The organism is Arthrobacter sp. Soil762 (assembly GCF_001428335.1).
Classification (GTDB): Bacteria; Actinomycetota; Actinomycetes; order Actinomycetales; family Micrococcaceae; genus Arthrobacter.
Window position 1 is genome coordinate 33689 of sequence record NZ_LMSG01000001.1, and the last position, 16088, is coordinate 49776.

Annotated in this window: 18 protein-coding genes and 1 pseudogene; 7 read left to right on the plus strand and 12 right to left on the minus strand. The window is 66.6% G+C overall.

Annotated elements, in window-relative coordinates; translation table 11 throughout:
* From dctA to ASG77_RS00185, 3 genes are all read right to left on the minus strand, one after another.
* Nucleotides 1-1485, minus strand: a complete 1485-nt coding sequence (gene dctA, locus ASG77_RS00175) for a C4-dicarboxylate transporter DctA (RefSeq protein WP_056339572.1) — start codon at nt 1483-1485, stop codon at nt 1-3.
* A 148-nt stretch (nt 1486-1633) separates the two neighbouring features.
* Complete coding sequence (locus ASG77_RS00180) at nt 1634-2731, minus strand: tartrate dehydrogenase (protein ID WP_056339573.1); 1098 nt, start codon at nt 2729-2731, stop codon at nt 1634-1636.
* Nucleotides 2732-2869: 138 nt separating this feature from the next.
* Nucleotides 2870-3769: a LysR family transcriptional regulator gene (locus ASG77_RS00185; protein ID WP_056339574.1), complete on the minus strand. Its 900-nt coding sequence runs from the start codon at nt 3767-3769 to the stop codon at nt 2870-2872.
* 116 nt (nt 3770-3885) lie between these two features.
* On the opposite strand from ASG77_RS00185, the pseudogene ASG77_RS22325 reads away from it, so the two are divergent.
* Nucleotides 3886-4093 (plus strand): annotated as a pseudogene (locus ASG77_RS22325) (glyceraldehyde-3-phosphate dehydrogenase); the annotation flags it as partial.
* A gap of 78 nt (nt 4094-4171) precedes the next feature.
* On the opposite strand, the gene ASG77_RS00190 reads toward ASG77_RS22325, so the two are convergent.
* The 6 genes from ASG77_RS00190 to bioB are packed head-to-tail and all read right to left on the minus strand — an operon-like array spanning nt 4172 to nt 9932.
* A complete protein-coding gene (locus ASG77_RS00190; protein WP_327019602.1) occupies nt 4172-5413 on the minus strand; it encodes a cytochrome P450 in 1242 nt (413 codons plus the stop codon).
* Nucleotides 5410-6087, minus strand: a complete 678-nt coding sequence (gene bioD, locus ASG77_RS00195) for a dethiobiotin synthase (protein WP_056339575.1) — start codon at nt 6085-6087, stop codon at nt 5410-5412. The genes ASG77_RS00190 and bioD overlap by 4 nt, the downstream gene beginning before the upstream one ends.
* Nucleotides 6084-7241: an aminotransferase class I/II-fold pyridoxal phosphate-dependent enzyme gene (locus ASG77_RS00200; RefSeq protein WP_056341451.1), complete on the minus strand. Its 1158-nt coding sequence runs from the start codon at nt 7239-7241 to the stop codon at nt 6084-6086. Before ASG77_RS00200 ends, bioD begins: the two co-directional genes overlap by 4 nt.
* A gap of 8 nt (nt 7242-7249) precedes the next feature.
* Complete coding sequence (locus ASG77_RS00205; protein WP_056339576.1) at nt 7250-8608, minus strand: adenosylmethionine--8-amino-7-oxononanoate transaminase; 1359 nt, start codon at nt 8606-8608, stop codon at nt 7250-7252.
* Entirely contained in the window at nt 8605-8856 is a 252-nt protein-coding gene (gene bsaP / locus ASG77_RS20955) for a biotin synthase auxiliary protein BsaP (protein WP_082575824.1), read from the minus strand. The genes ASG77_RS00205 and bsaP overlap by 4 nt, the downstream gene beginning before the upstream one ends.
* Before the next feature lie 50 nt (nt 8857-8906).
* Nucleotides 8907-9932 (minus strand): biotin synthase BioB, encoded by a 1026-nt coding sequence (gene bioB, locus ASG77_RS00210; protein WP_056339577.1) that lies wholly within the window; start codon nt 9930-9932, stop codon nt 8907-8909.
* A gap of 267 nt (nt 9933-10199) precedes the next feature.
* Here bioB and ASG77_RS00215 point away from each other — a divergent pair, with 267 nt between their 5' ends.
* The 4 genes from ASG77_RS00215 (at nt 10200) to ASG77_RS22330 (ending at nt 12179) form a co-directional block, all read left to right on the plus strand.
* Nucleotides 10200-11273 carry a DNA polymerase IV gene (locus ASG77_RS00215; protein ID WP_442854224.1) on the plus strand — a complete coding sequence of 358 codons (1074 nt, stop codon included), beginning with the start codon at nt 10200-10202 and terminating at the stop codon, nt 11271-11273.
* Between the two features lie 107 nt (nt 11274-11380).
* Nucleotides 11381-11659 (plus strand): carboxypeptidase-like regulatory domain-containing protein, encoded by a 279-nt coding sequence (locus ASG77_RS22090; RefSeq protein ID WP_235564217.1) that lies wholly within the window; start codon nt 11381-11383, stop codon nt 11657-11659.
* A gap of 5 nt (nt 11660-11664) precedes the next feature.
* Nucleotides 11665-11832 carry a hypothetical protein gene (locus tag ASG77_RS21630; RefSeq protein WP_156380145.1) on the plus strand — a complete coding sequence of 56 codons (168 nt, stop codon included), beginning with the start codon at nt 11665-11667 and terminating at the stop codon, nt 11830-11832.
* Nucleotides 11832-12179, plus strand: a complete 348-nt coding sequence (locus tag ASG77_RS22330; RefSeq protein WP_082575758.1) for a DUF202 domain-containing protein — start codon at nt 11832-11834, stop codon at nt 12177-12179. Before ASG77_RS21630 ends, ASG77_RS22330 begins: the two co-directional genes overlap by 1 nt.
* Nucleotides 12180-12267: 88 nt before the next feature.
* Here ASG77_RS22330 and ASG77_RS00220 read toward each other — a convergent pair whose 3' ends face one another.
* The 3 genes from ASG77_RS00220 to ASG77_RS00230 form a co-directional block, all read right to left on the minus strand.
* Nucleotides 12268-12486: a three-helix bundle dimerization domain-containing protein gene (locus tag ASG77_RS00220; protein ID WP_056339580.1), complete on the minus strand. Its 219-nt coding sequence runs from the start codon at nt 12484-12486 to the stop codon at nt 12268-12270.
* 109 nt (nt 12487-12595) lie between these two features.
* Nucleotides 12596-13840, minus strand: coding sequence for a non-homologous end-joining DNA ligase (ligD, locus tag ASG77_RS00225; RefSeq protein ID WP_056339581.1), 1245 nt, complete (start codon nt 13838-13840; stop codon nt 12596-12598).
* A gap of 180 nt (nt 13841-14020) precedes the next feature.
* Nucleotides 14021-14422: a RidA family protein gene (locus tag ASG77_RS00230; RefSeq protein WP_056339582.1), complete on the minus strand. Its 402-nt coding sequence runs from the start codon at nt 14420-14422 to the stop codon at nt 14021-14023.
* Nucleotides 14423-14673: 251 nt separating this feature from the next.
* Here ASG77_RS00230 and ASG77_RS00235 point away from each other — a divergent pair, with 251 nt between their 5' ends.
* Both ASG77_RS00235 and ASG77_RS00240 read left to right on the plus strand, forming a co-directional pair.
* Nucleotides 14674-15192, plus strand: coding sequence for a flavin reductase family protein (locus ASG77_RS00235; RefSeq protein WP_056339583.1), 519 nt, complete (start codon nt 14674-14676; stop codon nt 15190-15192).
* A 245-nt stretch (nt 15193-15437) separates the two neighbouring features.
* Entirely contained in the window at nt 15438-16031 is a 594-nt protein-coding gene (locus ASG77_RS00240; RefSeq protein WP_056339584.1) for an adenylate kinase, read from the plus strand.
* The last annotated feature ends 57 nt before the right edge of the window (nt 16032-16088 follow it).

Consider the following 16088-nt stretch of genomic DNA (forward strand, 5'->3'; position numbering starts at 1 on the left):
TCAGACGGTTTCCGAGAAGGCCGGGCGGCGGTCAGCGGACTTGCCGGATTCGGCGTCGACGGCATGCTTGGGTGCGGTCTCCTCAGCTGAGGGGTGTTTGGGCGCGTGGTGCCCGTATTCTGTCAGGTCATCGTCGATGTCGGTGACCTCGTCGACGTGGATCGGGTCCTCGGACGGCATGGGTTCCACGGTTTCGCCGGCGAAGACCCGGCGGGCGCGGTCCGCGTCCAGGGTGCGGTCCCACCAGGCGATGAACAGGGTGGCCACGGCGTTGCCGGTGAAGTTCACCAGGGCCCGGCATTCGGACATGAACTTGTCGATGCCGAAGATGAGCATGATGCCGGCAGCCGGGATGGTGCCGATGGTGGTGAGCGTGGCGGTCAGGGCGATGAAGCCGCCGCCAGCCACACCTGCCGCGCCCTTGGAGGTCAGTAGCATCACGGCGAGCAGGCCTAGCTGCTGGCCGAGGGTCAGGTCCGTGTTGGTGGCCTGGGCGATGTAGAGGGCTGCGAGTGAGAGGTAGATCGCGGCGCCGTCGAGGTTGAAGCTGTAGCCGGTGGGGACCACCAGGCCAACGGTTTCCTTCTTCACGCCGGCATGCTCCAGCTTGCGCATCAGGCCCGGGAGGGCCGGTTCGGCGGTGGAGGTGCCCAGGATGAGCATGTATTCCTCTTTGAGGTGGCGGATCATCTTGAAGATGTTCAGTTTCAGGAAGGCCATGACGGAGCCGAGGACCACCACGACGAAGATGATGGATGTGATGTAGAAGAGAGCGATGAGTCCGCCCATGCTGGTGAGGGAGGAGACGCCGAATTTGCCCACTGCGTATGCCATCGCACCGAAGGCGCCGATCGGGGCGGCTTTCATGATGAAGCTCAGGATCTTGAACATGACGCCGGTGAGGCGCTGCACGCCGTCCAGGACGGGTGCTCCGACCTTGCCCATGGCGTTCAGGGCGATGCCGAAGACCACGGCGATGAAGATGATCTGGAGGATGTCCCCTTCAACGAAAGGCCCGATGATGCTGTTGGGGATGATGTGGGTGAGGAACTGCCACCACTCCTGGTTCGCTCCGGCGTCGATGAGCTTGGCAGCCGATTCGGTGGTCTTGATCGAACCGGCGTCGGCGTTGACCCCGTCGCCGAGGCGGAAGAGGTTGATCGCGACCAGGCCGAAGACCATGGCGAGAATCGTGCCGACCTGGAAGTAGGTCAGGGCCTTCAGGCCGGTCATGCCGACCTTTTTCAGGTCCGCGACGCTGGCGATGCCGCCCACAATCGTCAGGAATACGATGGGGCCGATGAGCATCTTCATCGAACTGACGAAGGTCGTCCCGATGGGTTCCATGGCGATGCCGACCGTCGGTGCGAGCCAGCCGACGAGAATGCCGGCAACAATGGCGGTCAGTACCCAGAAGTAGAGCTGCTTGTACCAGCGTGTCTTCGGGGCCGGCGTTGCCGTGCCGGCGGTGGTGATGTGATCCATGATTCCTACCTCGTTGTGGAATATAGCTGGAGGGTGCTTGATGAATGAGAGCATCACGGGGTGGACGGCGGCGGTGTTCTACCACCGTCCACTCCGGGCTATGTACTGACCGCCAGGGCTGGTTGGCCCCGGCGGTCGGGCGTTCTGGCTAGACGACGGCCAGGGTGTGGGTGAGGGCCTTGATGATGGCATCGGTGACGTCATCGGTGTTGGCCTCGCCACCGACGTCGCGCGTCAGGAACCCGGCGGCGGTGGTCTGCTCGATGGCGGCCTCGACCTGGCGGGCTTCGGTGTGCAGGCCGAAGTGGTCCAGCATCAGGGCGGCGCTGGCGATCGCGCCGATCGGGTTGCTGATGCCCTTGCCGGCGATGTCCGGGGCCGAGCCGTGGACCGGTTCGAACATGGAAGGGAAGCGGCGCTCCGGGTTCAGGTTGGCACTGGCCGCCAGACCCAGGCTGCCTGCCAGTGCCGAGCCGAGGTCCGAGAGGATGTCCGCGTTCAGGTTGGACGCGACCACCACGGAGAGGTCTTCCGGCTTGAGGATGAACTTGGCGCTCATCGCATCCACGAGGACGCTTTCGGTCTGGACGTCCGGGTAGTCCAGGGCCACACGGTTGAAGACTTCGTCCCACAGGACCATGCCGTACTGCTGCGCGTTGGACTTGGTGACTGAGGAAACCTTCTTCACCGTCCGGGTCCGGGCCAGATCAAAGGCGAAGCGCATAATGCGTTCGCAACCCTTTTCGGTGAAGAGTGCGGTCTGCAGGGCGACTTCGTTGCCCGGTCCGCGGCCGCTGAGGTTCCGTCCGCCGAGGCCGGCGTATTCGCCTTCGCTGTTTTCACGGACGACCACCCAGTCGAGTTCGGTGTTGTCTGCCTTGCGGAGCGGGGACTGGATGCCGGGCAGGAACTTCACGGGGCGGATGTTGGCCCACTGGTCGAAGTTCTGGGTGATGTTCAGGCGCAGGCCCCAGAGGCTGATGTGGTCCGGGACGTTCTCCCAGCCGACGGCGCCGAAGTAGATCGCGTCGAAGTTCTTCAGGGTTTCCAAGCCGTTGGCATCCATCATCAGGCCGGTCTTATCGTAGTAACCGCAGCCCCACGGGAACTCGGTCCATTCGAAGGCGAACTTGCCGTTGGAGTTCGCCGCCAGGGCGTCCATGACCCGGCGGCCAGCGGAAACAACTTCCTTGCCGACACCGTCTGCGGGGATCGAAGCGATGGTGAATTTCTGGGTGGCGCTCATGTGCCTGCCTCCTCGTTGAGTCTGTTAGCAGCGTCACACTGCCTTCCTCTTCAAGTAGAAGGCCTGGGTGCATGAGGCGTCCAAGACCAAGATCCGATGCACTAAATAGGTTTTACCTACCGATCGAACGAGGGCAGGTCAGCGATCGTTATTTTGTGCAACGTGCAGCTCAGCTACTTTCAGGAAGGCCCGGGCCGCCGGCGTGAGGTCTTCCTTTCGGCTCAGGATCGCCACATCCAGATGCGAGACCGGCTGGATCAGCAACGTCCGCAGCCCGGATTTGTGCGCCAGCGGCGCCCAGGAGGAGGGCATCACCGCGTGGCCGACCCCTGCGAGCACCAGCGGCAGAATCGAGGTCCGGTGCGCGACCTCGACCACGATTTCGGTGCGGACCCCGTGCGCCAGCGCATCATCGACCAGCCAGCGCATCAGCGAGCCGCGTTGGCTGGCGATCAGCCGGTGCCCGCCCAGATCTTCCCGCTGGATGGCCGTCCCGGAATTGAAAGTGTCGGCCTGCGGGTTGACGATGAGTATCAGCGGCTGCCGCTCCAGCTCCAGCACCTGGACGCCCGGAACCCTGATCTGGGTGGCGGAACCCGCCAGACCGATCTCGCTGCTGCCGTTCCGGACGGATTCGATGACTTCCTCCGGCGTGAAAGCGGCCCCAACGTTGAGTCGGACCGAGGGATGCAGCCGGGAGAAGCTGGCGATCATGGAAGTCAAAGGTTCGATTCCGGGGGACGGCATGGTGATGATGTCCAGCCGGCCGCTGCGCAAGCCCCTTAGTGCCTGCACCGCCGACTGCGCGGCGTCAAGGTCCCGCAGCACCAGCCGTGCCGGCCCGACGAGTTCCTTCCCGGCTTCGCTGAGTACCGCCCGCCGGCCGATGCGGTGGAACAGGGGCACGCCCAGGTCCTTCTCCAAGCCGGCGATGGTTTGGGAAAGCGAGGGCTGGGCGATCAGCAGATGTTCCGCGGCACGGTTGAATCCATCGTGGTCCACCACGGCCAGAAAATACTTCAACTGACGTGTGTCCACGCCACCTCCCGTAGATAGTTCGCCCCGACGGGCCCCAGCCGTCTGCGGGAACAAGGCCGTCCGAAAGAAGTTTCCGCGCGAACGAATAGATAGCCTACGCCTATCAGATGCATCGTAAGTCCACCATGAACATCCCAAGGCGCATCGATTCGCCCGCCGCATGAGCAACACCGGGCTCCTGCTCGCAGAGACCGCACCGCAGCGAAGTTCAAGGCAGACGACGACGGCGCCACCCTGGAAGAGTTCCTCCGCGCCGAGCTTGCCGAGGTAGTCGGCAAGCGTGGCGGCGATGACCGCACCAGCACCGACGTCACCCTCGTCGGCCGATCTTCCCACCCTAATAACCTGCATCACCTGTCGCGTCAACAGTGCCGTCTAGAAGCAGCACTTGCCAGGAATATCTTACGAATGACGGGCAAAGTTTCGTGGACTGTTCGCCACCGTGACGGTCCGGGGTGCTTGGAAGGACAGGAGCTGGATCCAATCGGGCTGGTGGTCCTGCAGGTGTACGTCCGTCAGTGCAGTGGCGGACTCCTGGACAACTATGGCGGCCTCCAGCTCGGCGAGCTTGGCGCCCAGGCAGCGGTGGATGCCGGAGCCAAAAACAAGGCCATGGCCGGTGGATTGACCGCGGTGGGCCGTCTCCGAAGGTATGGACTGGCTCGCGAGTGCGGCCGGTGACGTGATGTGGTTGCCGCTGAGTTCGAGGAGGATTTCGGTGCCGGCAGGAATCCGGGCGCCATCGAGGTTCGTGTCGTGGGCTGCCACGCGGCGCCAGGTGGGCACGGAGGATTCCGTGGCAAGCACGTGCCGGACCATGGTCCCGGAGCCTGTTGCGGTGGCCGCGTCCTTCCAGCCTAGAGGCGCGGATCCCTCCAGGAGGCGGAACAGGGTGGTGCTGATCAGCTGGGTGGTTGTTTCCTGTCCGGCGATCAGCAGGAAGTAGCCTAGTGAGCAGATTTCGGGGGTGGACAGGCCGTGCTCGGCCAGGGATTTGAACAGGTTCCGTCCGGGGGCCGCCCTGGATTCCGCGACGAGCTTGCGCAGCCAGACGTAGAAATCTGCGGCGCTGTGGGCCAGTTCGAGTTGGCGGCTCCCGTCGGGCCAGCCCCAGAACAGCTCCATGGAGTCAAGGCCCCACCGCTTGAGGTCCGCAAGATCCCGGACGGGCAGTCCGAGGAGTTCGAGCATGACGACTGCTGGGGGAAACGCCGCCACCGCCTGAACGAGGTCCACCTGGCCGGAAGATTCGAGCTGGTCCGCGGCGTTCCGTGCCGCTTCCTGGGCCAGTTCCCGGATCCGCGGCTCCATGGCGGCGACGGTGGCAGGTGTGAAGAAGCCCGTGACGAGCTTGCGGATCCCGGCGTGTGTGTCCGAGTCGTTGCTGGCGAGAACGGGAGGCAATGCAAAGTGGACGCGCTGGAGAACACGCAGGGCGGGCCCTGCAAGGGGCGTCACGGCGACCAGCGCGTTCGCGGGGCTGAAGTCGGCAGGCCGGTGCAGCACTTCACGGACCGCGTCCGGGTCTCGCACCACGAGGTACGGGCAGCTGGCGCCGCCGTCGTGTCCCGTGGTCTCAGCCTGTCCGGGACCTCCGGGCACCAGCAACTCAACGGGTCCGGCGGCCGTCAGCGCCGGGTTCACGCGGGGAGTCCGTTCAGCCAGGCGGCTGCTCCGGCTCGGAAATCCGCCGGGGACAGTTCCGCCGCGTGCTCCGGGAGGGCGCCGAGGAAGGGTACCCGCAGCGATCCGAGCACCTGACGGTTGCTGTGATGCACAACGTCCGGGATGAGTGGCCAGCTGCCGAGCACGACGCCAAGGACCTGCAGGTCCCGCGCGTCCAGCGCTTCGAGGGTCAGGGCGGTGTGGTTCAGCGTGCCGAGGGCGGGCCGGGCGACGACCACAAATGCCGCGGCCAGGAGTGATCCAAGTTCCGCAAGGGTGCCGCCGTCGGAATCCAGCTCCACCAGCAGCCCGCCTGCGCCCTCAACCAGGACGTGATCGTGGGACGCGGCGAGCCCGCGGACTTTCCCAGCGTGCTCGGCAACCGGGGGAAGGGACGTTCCGTCGACGGCGGCAGCCGCGACAGGTGCCAGCGGCTGCTGCAGGACGACTCCGGTTTCAGCTGTCACGGCGCCGGCGAGCCGGACGATTTCGGCCGCGTCGGAATCGCCGTCGGCGGCTCCTGACTGGCACGGTTTGTACACCGCGACGCTGCGCCCCGTTTCGTGGAGGACGGCGGCGAGGGCCGCCGTCGTCATTGTTTTGCCGACGCCGGTGTCCGTACCGGTGACCAGGATGATGCCGGGCAGGTTCATGGAAGTTCCTCCAAAATGCCGCGCAGCACTGCGCAGCAGTCATCGATTTCGTTGGGCGTAAGCGTGGCGCGCGCGGTCAGGCGCAGCCGGGAAATCCCGTCCGGAACGGATGGCGGGCGGAAGCAGCCGATCCGGACGCCGGCGGTCCGCGCCGCCTCGGCAGCTGCCAGGGCTGCTGCGGCGGACGGCATGGCGATGGACTGGACAGCCCCCGCGGTCTGCTCGACGGTGGCGCCGCGGGATGCGAGGGCAGGGGCGAGCCCGGCGGCCAGCGCTGCAGCGTTGCTTCGCACGGATCCGGTCCGCCAGGGCTCGTCCCGGATGATCCGCACCGCGGCGAGGGCTGCGGCGGCGGAGGCAGGCGCGAGCCCGGTGTCGAAGATGAAGCTTCGGGCCCGGTTGACGAGGTGTTCCCGCAGCAACGGGGATCCCAGGACTGCTCCGCCTTGGCTGCCTAGGGCCTTGGACAGCGTCGCGGTCACGACCACATTCGGATGCCCGGCAAGGAAGGTTCCGGCCACCGAGCCGCGGCCTTGGAAGTCCCCGGTGCCCGTGACCCCGAGGCTGTGGGCCTCGTCGATGAGCAGCACGGCGTCATGTTCCTCGGCCAGGGCCAGCAGGTCAGCGAGTGGGGCTTCGTCGCCGAAGACGCTGTAGAGGGATTCGACGGCGATCAGCGCGCGTGGCTCCGGCCGGTCGGCAAGCAGGCGGCTCGCTTCCTCCACGCTGTTGTGGGTGAAGGATTCGGTGCGGGAGCGGCTGAGCCGGAATCCGTCGATCATTGAGGCGTGGCAGTGTTCGTCCGCGACGATCAGGGTCCCGGGGCCGCCGAGTGCCGTGATCACGCCGATGTTGGCCAGGTAGCCGGAGGAGAACACCAGGGCCGTGTCCATCCCGGCCAGCATGGCCAGTTCCTGCTCGAGGTCCAGATGCAGCCGGGTGGTTCCGGCGACCAGGCGGGAGGACGTGGCGCCCGCACCCCACAGAGATGCGGCCGCGGCAGCTGCCGCGGCGACGCGAGGGTCCGCCGCGAGGCCGAGATAGTCGTTGCTGGCCAGGTCGATGAACTGTTCGTCCGCGGCGCGGGGGAGCGGGCGGCGGACCAGGCCCCGGCGGTCCCGGACTGCGGCCTGCCGCTCGAGCCACTGGATCATCGAGCTGCTCATGCCGCACCTCCGGACCGTGCCGGGACGCGCCCGTGCACTTCGGCGACGGCCGCCGTCATGCCCGCAGTGATCTGCTCAATGTCTGCTGCGGTGCTGATGTACGGGGGCATGGTGTAGACGAGGTTCCGGAACGGCCGGACCCAGACCCCGTGCCGGATGGCCGCGGCGGTGAGCGCGGTGACGTCGACGGCGTCGTGCAGCTCGATGACTCCGACGGCGCCGATGGTGCGGACGTCCCGGACCGCCTCAAGGTCCCAGGCGGGGGTGAGCCCTGATGCGAGGCCGGCGCCGATCCGGGCGACGTCGGCCCGCCAGCCGCCGTCGCCGATGATGCGGAGGCTGGCGTTGGCCACCGCACATGCCAGCGGGTTGCCCATGAAGGTGGGGCCGTGCAGCAGGGCGCCGGCCTGGCCGCGGGACACAGTCGAGGCAATCTCCGCGGTGCAGAGCATTGCGGCGAGGGTCAGGTACCCGCCGGTCAAGGCCTTGCCCACGCACATGATGTCCGGCACGACGCCGGCATGATCGGCCGCGAACAGCTCGCCGGTCCGCCCAAAACCGGTGGCGATCTCATCGAAGATGAGCAGCAGGCCATGCCGGTCCGCCACCTGCCGCAGCACTGTCAGGCATTCGGCCGGGTAGGCGTGCATGCCGCCGGCACCCTGCAGGACCGGTTCGACGATGATCGCGGCCAGCTCCCCGGAATGCGCAGCCGCGATGTCCTCCAGGTCGGATGCCCACGCCTGCACGGATTCCGGGGTTGCGGAGGCGGCCGCCGGGGGACGCGGCGCAAACACGTTGCCCGCCAGCAGGCCCGGGAACGCGGAGTGCATCCCGTCCACGGGATCACAGACACCCATGGCAGCGAACGTATCGCCGTGGTACCCGCCGCGGATGCTCAGGAACCGCTGCCTCTGCGGGTGCCCGGACGTGGTCTGGAACTGCACGGCCAGCTTCAGCGCAACCTCCACGGCAACCGAACCCGAGTCCGCGAGGAATACCCGCTCCAAGCCCGGCCGTCCTGGTACGGAAGGGGCCATGTCCACCAGCCGCTCGGCCAGTTCCACCGCCGGGGCGTGCGTGAGTCCGCCAAACATCACATGGCTGAAACTCTCCAGCTGTTTATGGGCGGCGGAGTCCAGCACCGGGTTGCGGTAGCCGTGAATCACTGACCACCACGAGGACATCGCATCAACCACCTCGTGGCGTGCGCCGTCCTCGGCCCGAAGCCGCAGCCGCACGCCGTCGGCCGCCTCGACCTCCCACAGCGGAAGGTCCGGGGACGCCGGCGCGTAGGGGTGCCACAGCCGGGCGCGGTCCCGCTGGATCAGGCCCGGCGGCGTCTCGGCACTCATGGTGCGAGCATCCCGTGGCGGGAGCATTCGGCGCTCCAGCCCAGCGGCGTCACCTGGACTTTCATCCGCCGCCGGCAGGCGGCGCAGTACCGCGGCGGTTCCATGGCGAGCCGTTCGCCGCAACGGCGGTGAACGTCCGACGCCGGGCTGGCGCCGACGTCGGACGGTTCACCGCAGTGCCCGCAGAACTTAGCCGTGGTTGCGGTTGCTGCATCGCCGGTGGTAAAGCTCGTCGAGCCTGGGGCCACGACCGCCGGGTTCCCTGGCCGAGCTTGCGAGGTTAGGGAGCGGTTGGGGATCATAGTGTCTTCTGGAGTTCCTTGATGGGCATGTTCAGCTCGACGAGCAGGTTCAGGTCGGCGTCTGCCGGGCGACCCAGGGTGGTCAAGTAGTTGCCGACGATGACGGCGTTGATGCCGCCCATGAGGCCTGCCTTGGTTCCGAGGTCGCCGAGGGTCAGCTCCCGTCCGCCGGCGTAGCGGAGCACGGTGCGGGGCATCGCCAGCCGGAACGCGGCGATGGCGCGGAGGGCGTCCTTGCCGTCCATGATGCCCTGGTTTTCCAGCGGGGTTCCGGGGCGGGGGTTGAGGAAGTTCAGCGGGACTTCGTGGGGTTCCAGGGCCGCGAGCTGGGCTGCGAGTTCGGCGCGCTGTTCCAGGCTCTCGCCCATGCCGATCAGGGCGCCGCAGCAGAGTTCCATGCCGGCGTCCTTGACCATGTTGCAGGTCTCGAGCCGTTCTTCGTAGCTGTGGGTGGTGACGACTTCGGGGAAGTAGCTGCGGGCGGTTTCGAGGTTGTGGTTGTAGCGGTGGACTCCCCAGCTGGCGAGCTGGTCCACCTGGCGCTGGGTGAGCATGCCCAGGGAGCAGGCGATGTTGATCTCCACGGCTTCGTTGATGCGGTCGATCGCGAACTTGATCTGGTTCATGAGCTTGATGTCGGGGCCGCGGACGGCGGCGACGATGCAGAACTCGGTGGCTCCGGTTGCGGCGGTCTCCTTCGCGGCTTTGACCAGTTCGGGGATGTCGAGCCAGACGCCGCGGACGGGGGAGTCGAACAAGCCGGACTGGCTGCAGAAGTGACAGTCCTCGGGGCAGCCACCGGTCTTGATGGAGATGATGCCTTCCACCTCGACGTCCTCACCGCAATGCCTGAGCCGCACCTCGTGGGCAAGCTGGAGTGCGGCGGGCAGGTCCCGGTCCGGCAGCCTGAGGATTTCCACCAGCTGGCTTTCGGAGAGTCCGATGCCCTGCTCCAGAACCTGCTTCCGGGCGGTCTCGAGGATGGGGCCGGGGTTGGCCTGGAGCTCTGGCTGCATCGTCATCGATTGTCCTTTGGGGCTGCATAGCTGCGGATGTTTCTTCCGAACCGACGGTAGTTCCCAGTTAGAGGCGAGATTTTGTTGGGTTTCGACAAAGTGATGAGGCTGAAATTGGACAGACCAGTGGCTGCCCCATTTGGCGCTGGCGAGCGGTGTCCGAACGGCCCGTTTGCCATTGCGGGTGTCTTAGCGTTGCGGTTCCCGTGCGGACGCTTGATCGCTATGTGGCGGGCCGATGCTTGCCAGGGATGATTAGGGCAGACTGGTGGCGTGAGCGGAATCCGGTGGGTGCTGCATGTCGATCTCGACCAGTTCATCGCGGCGGTCGAAGTGCTCCGGCGGCCGGAGCTTGCGGGGAAGCCGATCATTATCGGCGGTCGGGGGGACCCCACGGAACGAGCTGTGGTATCGACCGCATCCTACGAAGCCAGGGCCTTCGGTGTGGGTTCCGGAATGCCCTTACGCATTGCGGCCCGGAAAGTGCCCGACGCTGTGATCCTGCCCGTCGATCAGGAGGCTTACCTCGCGGCGTCTGAAACGGTGATGGCTACGCTGCGCGCGCAGCCCGGCGCCACCGTGCAGGTACTGGGTTGGGATGAAGCCTTTATGGGCACTGAGACAGTGAATCCGGAAGCCTACGCCCGGCAGGTGCAGACCGCTGTCCTGGAGCGAACGCGGCTGCATTGCAGCGTGGGCATCGGCGACACGTTGGTCCGGGCCAAGGTCGCCACCGGTTTCGGCAAGCCGGCCGGCGTTTTCCGTCTGACTGCCGGGAACTGGCTCGACGTTATGGGCAGTCGGCCCACCAAGGACCTGTGGGGTGTCGGAACCAAAGTGTCGGGCCGGCTGGCCAAGCTCGGCATCAATACAGTGGCCGAGCTCGCCGCGTCTGACCCCCAGAACCTGGTTCCGGAGTTTGGCCCCAGGATGGGTCCTTGGTACGCGGAGCTCGGACGCGGGGATGGCGCCAGCGTTGTGGACGACACGCCGTGGGTTGCCCGCGGGCATAGCCGGGAGACCACCTTCCAGCGGGACCTGACCGAGCCCGCCCAGGTGGACGACGCCGTGAGGGAGCTGACAGCTCGTGTCCTTGAGGATGTCGTGGCTGAAGGACGGCCCGTGGTTGGGCTGACTCTGAAGGTTCGGTACGCGCCGTTCGTGACCAAGAACCACGGGAGGAAGATTCCCCAGACATTCGACAGGGAGGAAATCCTCGCGCGGGCCTTGGAGCTCGCAGCAGGAATCGAAGCGGGCCGTCCGATCCGGCTCCTAGGCCTGCGGGCCGAAATGGCCATGCCCGACGATGCCCGAAAGGGACATACGCCCACGCGAGGCGGTTGGTGAGTGAGGTGAAGTGTTCCGTCTGGGTTCTATTGGCCGCCGTCCTGTGGTTGTGCGGGTGCACCAGTCCAAGCGGTCCGGTCACGGGGCATTCCGGGGACGTTGCCGGGGTGGTCCTGACCGCCCCGGTCTGTCCCGTCGAACGTGTTGGTCAGGAGTGTCCACCGCGCCCAGTATCAGGGGCCGCGGTTGTTGCCTTGGACGGGGATGCCGTCCGGGGCTCAACACAAACTGATAGCACCGGTGCCTTCAATCTGACGCTGCCTGACGGACGATATGTGATCAGGGCGACCAACGTCGGCGGCTACGCTTCGACGGCTACCGAGCTGGTGGTCATCTCGGACAGGCCCGTTCACATCACGCTGGTTGTTGACAGCGGGATTCGCTAAGCCTGGTGGCTATCGGGATGCTGATCAGTGCCGGCGCCGCAGTGCGGTGGGTCTCCATCGAGTCGAGCATGCGGCACGGAAAACCACTTCCCCTGCCGATCATTGTTCCGCTCCTCGGCCTGGGCGGGGCAGTCACTGCAGCTGTAGTGATCATCCTGATCGCGCTGAACTGATGCCGGGAGCTCCAGCTGCTCCCACGCACGAGGACCCCGGGCTCCAACCCGAGCGCACGGTGCTTTCCTGGGGCCGGACCAGCATGGCTCTTTTGCCGCCGCGTCCGGGTCCTCGTGCCGGACTCTCAGCCGACAACTCTGGTGAGATCCGCGCCGTGGCGGCTGCCGCCGTCGTCCGGCATTTCCGCCGTCGCCCTGACGCCGCGGGGGAGTTCGACGTCCAGGGTATATCCCGTGCGCGACGGTCCAGGCTGATGCGGCTTTGGGGTGTCCCGACGGCGGGATCATCCGGTCATCGGAGGCGATCAGGTACCAACTGGGCAAGGAAAGCCATGCAGGGTAGGTGATGGCTCCTTCGAGGGCATCGACGCCCCAAGGGACCTGCGAATGCGATGGCGCGTCCCTGACCAGCTGCGGACGCGGTTCGGCGGGACGTCAGGTTTCCCTGTTCCGGCGGGAGAACTCGCGGTGGAGTTTGTTCCTGGCGCCGTGTTCGACAAGGGTCGGGATATAGGTCCGGATCCGGCCGGAATCGAGTGTTTCGTATTCCTCTGTGACGACCCGGACGACCACCGGCCGGGGTGCGTCGGGATAGCGTGCGGCGAGCAGGTCGGTAACTTTGGCGATGGTGTCGTGCTTCTCCGTATCTTCCATCCAACTAGTTTGATGCCGAAGGCTTGTGGCGTCTATCACATTTTTGCAGGGATGGGGGGAAGCGCAGAAGACCCGCTCGACGCGCGCACGTCCGGTTTCCGTTGCGGTGTCAGGGCCTTGGCCGCCCGGGCCACTCCTTGCCGGCCCACGGGTCGTAGTCGGCGATGAGCTCCTCCTGTGGCGGACGCTCCGGTTCGGGGACGTGCTGCAGGTTCACCCGCACCCGGTACCAGATCGAGCTTGATCCACGCATTCCGTCGACGAGCACATCGGCGGGGTGCAGGGCCGGGACGAGGTCCAAGTGCCGGGACTTCCACTCATCGAGTGCCGCGAGGGCCTCGGGCTTGGTCCTGGTGCGGGCAACCTCGATGAGCGGCATCAGCGACTGCCGGCGGCCGGAGCCGTCGCCGCTGCGCGGCGGCTTCTCGGCGGGGCCGAGCTCGGCCGCCAGTGCCAGAAGTCCGTCGAGTGTGCCCACCGCGTCATCGATGCCTGCGTGGGGATCGCCCACGTCGGCGAAGCGCCCGGGCACCGTGCGGACCGTGAACTGTTCCGGCCGGATGGAGCGGACCTCATCCCAGGTGAGCGGCGTCGAGACCCGGGCGTCGGGCAGGGGCCGGATCGAGTACGCCGATGCCACGGTGCGGTCCTTCGCGTTCTGGTTGAAGTCGACGAACACGCTCTCGCCGCGCTCTTCCTTCCACCAGTGCGCGGTGGCCAGGCCGGGAGCGCGGTTTTCGACCTCGCGGGCGAGGGTCTCGGCGGCGAGCCGCACCTCGCGGAACGACCACTGCGGCGCGATGCGCACCAGGATATGCAGTCCGCGCGATCCGCTTGTCTTTGGCCACCCCACCAGCCCCACGTCGTCGAGCACCTCCCGCGCGACATGCGCGACATCAAGGATCTGGGCCCAGTCAACGCCCGGCATCGGATCGAGGTCCACCCGGAGCTCGTCCGGGTGTTCAAGGTCCTCAGCGCGCACGGGATGCGGGTTGAGGTCCAGGCAGCCAAGATTCACCACCCACGCCAGGCCCGCGGCATCCCGGATGACGGCCTCCTCGGCTGATGTCCCCGACGCGTAGTGCAGCGTTGTTGTGTCGATGAAGGCGGGGTGGTTTTCGGGCACGCGCTTTTGGAAGAACGGTTCAGCGTCGATGCCCTTCGGAAAGCGCTTGAGCACCATCGGACGTCCGCCGGCGCCGCGCAGCGCACCATCCGAGACGGCGAGGTAGTAGCGGACCAGGTCGAGCTTCGTCAGCCCGGGCTCGGGGAACACCACCTTGTCCGGACTTGAGATTCTCACCTCGGTGCCGGCAATGTCGAGGATCTCGGCCGGGGTCTTCGACGGGTTCATGCCGCCACGCTAGCAACGATTGGATGCCCCAGCCAGACCTGCTGAAGGGAACAGCTGCACCACTACGGCCACCAGCGCGCCGCTGGAGCCGAACGCGACGTAGCCGCGATCGGCGTCGACGATCACATTGGCGGTGGCCGTCCAGCAGAGGGCTTGGCCAGCTGCTCGCTGGGATCTCCGTCACCGCATAACGGCGGCGACCGCGCTGATCTCGACCAGTGCCCCGGGCACGCCCAGCGCCGCGACACGCGCTCCGGTCACCAGGGCCGGTTCGTCGGACGCGAGTTCCGATGCTATCGCCCCGTACGCCGCCGCGAGGTCGACGCCATCGACGAAGAGCACTGTCCACTGCACGACGTCGCCGAGGGTAGCGCCGGCTGCGGCGAGCGCAGTCCGTGCGTTCTCGAGGGCGCGGGCAGACTGGACGGCCACATCGCCCTCCCCGACGAGTGAGCCGTCGGCGTCGACGGCGTTCTGGCCGCCGACGTAGATGGTAGTCGCGCCGGGCGGCACGATGGCGACGTGGCTGAAGGCGGGGCTCGAGATGAGCCCCTGGGGGCGGATGCGCTGTATGGGTGCCATGCCTGTATGGTCTCACCGACCGTGGGCAGAGGGGAGGCCTCTCCGATTCACGGAGGCTCTGATCGTCAGGCGCTACTGCGGGCGCTGCTGCGGGCGACAGTCGAAACACAGCGAAGCAGGGGTCCGTTGGGTTACCCCGTGCTTCGGGCCGTGAAGCCACGTTGCCTTGCGCGTCGGCGCGTTTCGCCGCCGCTTGAATGGGGGTCCGAACGGCTGGTTGGTTGGACGTATCGGCCTTGAAAGGAAAGAACATGACGGAACACTTTGATCTCACCCCCCAGCGCCTGCGCCACGTCCTGGGCCACTTCGCGTCCGGCCTGACCGTGATCACCGCGGCGACGGACCAAGGACCGGCCGGCTTCACTTGCCAGTCCTTTGCTTCCCTTTCCCTGGACCCGGCCCTGGTCACCTTCAGCCCCGCCCGCACCTCCAGCACGTGGCCGCTGCTGCGGCGGGCCGGACGCTTCACCGTGAACATCCTGCCTGCCAGGCACCAGCACCTTGCCGCCCAGTTTGCCCGTTCCGGAGCCGACAAGTTTGCCGGCGTCGACTACACCGCCTCGCCGCTGGGGAACCCGGTGCTGGACCAGGCGCTCGCCTGGGTGGACTGCGAGCTGCATGAGGAATACGACGGCGGCGACCACACCATCGTGGTGGGGGCGGTCCGCGCCCTCGGTGCCCGGGAGGGCGCAGAGCCACTTCTGTTCTTTAAGGGTGGGTACTTCGAAGGAGTGCCGTCCCGGTCCGGAGCGCTGGAGAGCGTCGCCTAAACGGCGGTTAGATAGAGATTCCGTAGGCTGGGGCCGGCGCCCGCTCCAGCGGCGGCTGACGCCAATCCGGGTGCCGCTCACTGCACCAGTCGTACCGGTAACAGCACGTAGAGCAGCGTACGACGGCGGGGATCCTCCCGCCGTCGTACGCTGCTGTCAGGCGCCGATGCAGCCCGGCCGCAACCTCCGGATCAGTCGCATCGGGCCAGGACGAAGACGTCCACATAGGCAGCAAGGAGTATTGAATGACGAGAATGCTGATTATGGGACCGCCCGGCTCGGGCAAGGGGACGCAGGCGGAACGGATTTCGGAACGCCTCGGCGTTGTGGCCATTTCAACCGGCGATATCTTCCGAGCCAACGTCAAAGGCGGAACGCCGCTGGGTCTAGAGGCCCGGAAGTATATGGATAACGGAGACTTCGTGCCGGACAGCGTCACGAATGAGATGGTGCGGAACCGGCTCAGCCAGGACGATGCCAAAGAGGGATTTCTGCTGGACGGCTACCCTCGCACGGTGGCGCAGGTGGACTACCTCGACGGAATCATAGCTGCCGGCGAACAGAAACTCGACGTGGTCCTGCAGTTGACCGCGGACGACGAGGAACTTGTCTCGCGCCTCCTGGGCCGGGCCAGGGAAACGGGCCGGAGCGACGACAACGAGAGCGTCATCCGTCACCGGCTGGACCTGTACCACCAGCAGACGGAGGCCGTGGTGGCCAAGTATGCCGGCCGCGGAATCCTCGCCGAGGTGGACGGGATGGGCGGGATCGAGGCCGTCACGGACAGTGTCATGGGCAGGATCGACGACGTGCTGAGCGCGCCCGCCCGCAGACTGTAAAGGTTTCACGGGCGGGAGAACGACGGCGGTTCCTCCCGCCGTCGTTCTCCCGTGGGC

Excerpts from the sequence above, each read along its gene's own strand:
- bioB (WP_056339577.1), bottom strand. The coding sequence starts at position 9,932 with ATGACGATGCAGCCAGAGCTCCAGGCCAACCCCGGCCCCATCCTCGAG.
- bioD (WP_056339575.1), bottom strand. The coding sequence starts at position 6,087 with ATGAACCTGCCCGGCATCATCCTGGTCACCGGTACGGACACCGGCGTC.
- ASG77_RS22330 (WP_082575758.1), top strand. The coding sequence starts at position 11,832 with ATGCCGGGAGCTCCAGCTGCTCCCACGCACGAGGACCCCGGGCTCCAA.
- dctA (WP_056339572.1), bottom strand. The coding sequence starts at position 1,485 with ATGGATCACATCACCACCGCCGGCACGGCAACGCCGGCCCCGAAGACA.
- ASG77_RS00205 (WP_056339576.1), bottom strand. The coding sequence starts at position 8,608 with ATGAGTGCCGAGACGCCGCCGGGCCTGATCCAGCGGGACCGCGCCCGG.
- ASG77_RS00220 (WP_056339580.1), bottom strand. The coding sequence starts at position 12,486 with ATGGAAGATACGGAGAAGCACGACACCATCGCCAAAGTTACCGACCTG.
- ASG77_RS00235 (WP_056339583.1), top strand. The coding sequence starts at position 14,674 with ATGACGGAACACTTTGATCTCACCCCCCAGCGCCTGCGCCACGTCCTG.
- ligD (WP_056339581.1), bottom strand. The coding sequence starts at position 13,840 with ATGAACCCGTCGAAGACCCCGGCCGAGATCCTCGACATTGCCGGCACC.
- ASG77_RS00180 (WP_056339573.1), bottom strand. The coding sequence starts at position 2,731 with ATGAGCGCCACCCAGAAATTCACCATCGCTTCGATCCCCGCAGACGGT.
- ASG77_RS00240 (WP_056339584.1), top strand. The coding sequence starts at position 15,438 with ATGACGAGAATGCTGATTATGGGACCGCCCGGCTCGGGCAAGGGGACG.
- ASG77_RS00230 (WP_056339582.1), bottom strand. The coding sequence starts at position 14,422 with ATGGCACCCATACAGCGCATCCGCCCCCAGGGGCTCATCTCGAGCCCC.
- ASG77_RS00200 (WP_056341451.1), bottom strand. The coding sequence starts at position 7,241 with ATGATCCAGTGGCTCGAGCGGCAGGCCGCAGTCCGGGACCGCCGGGGC.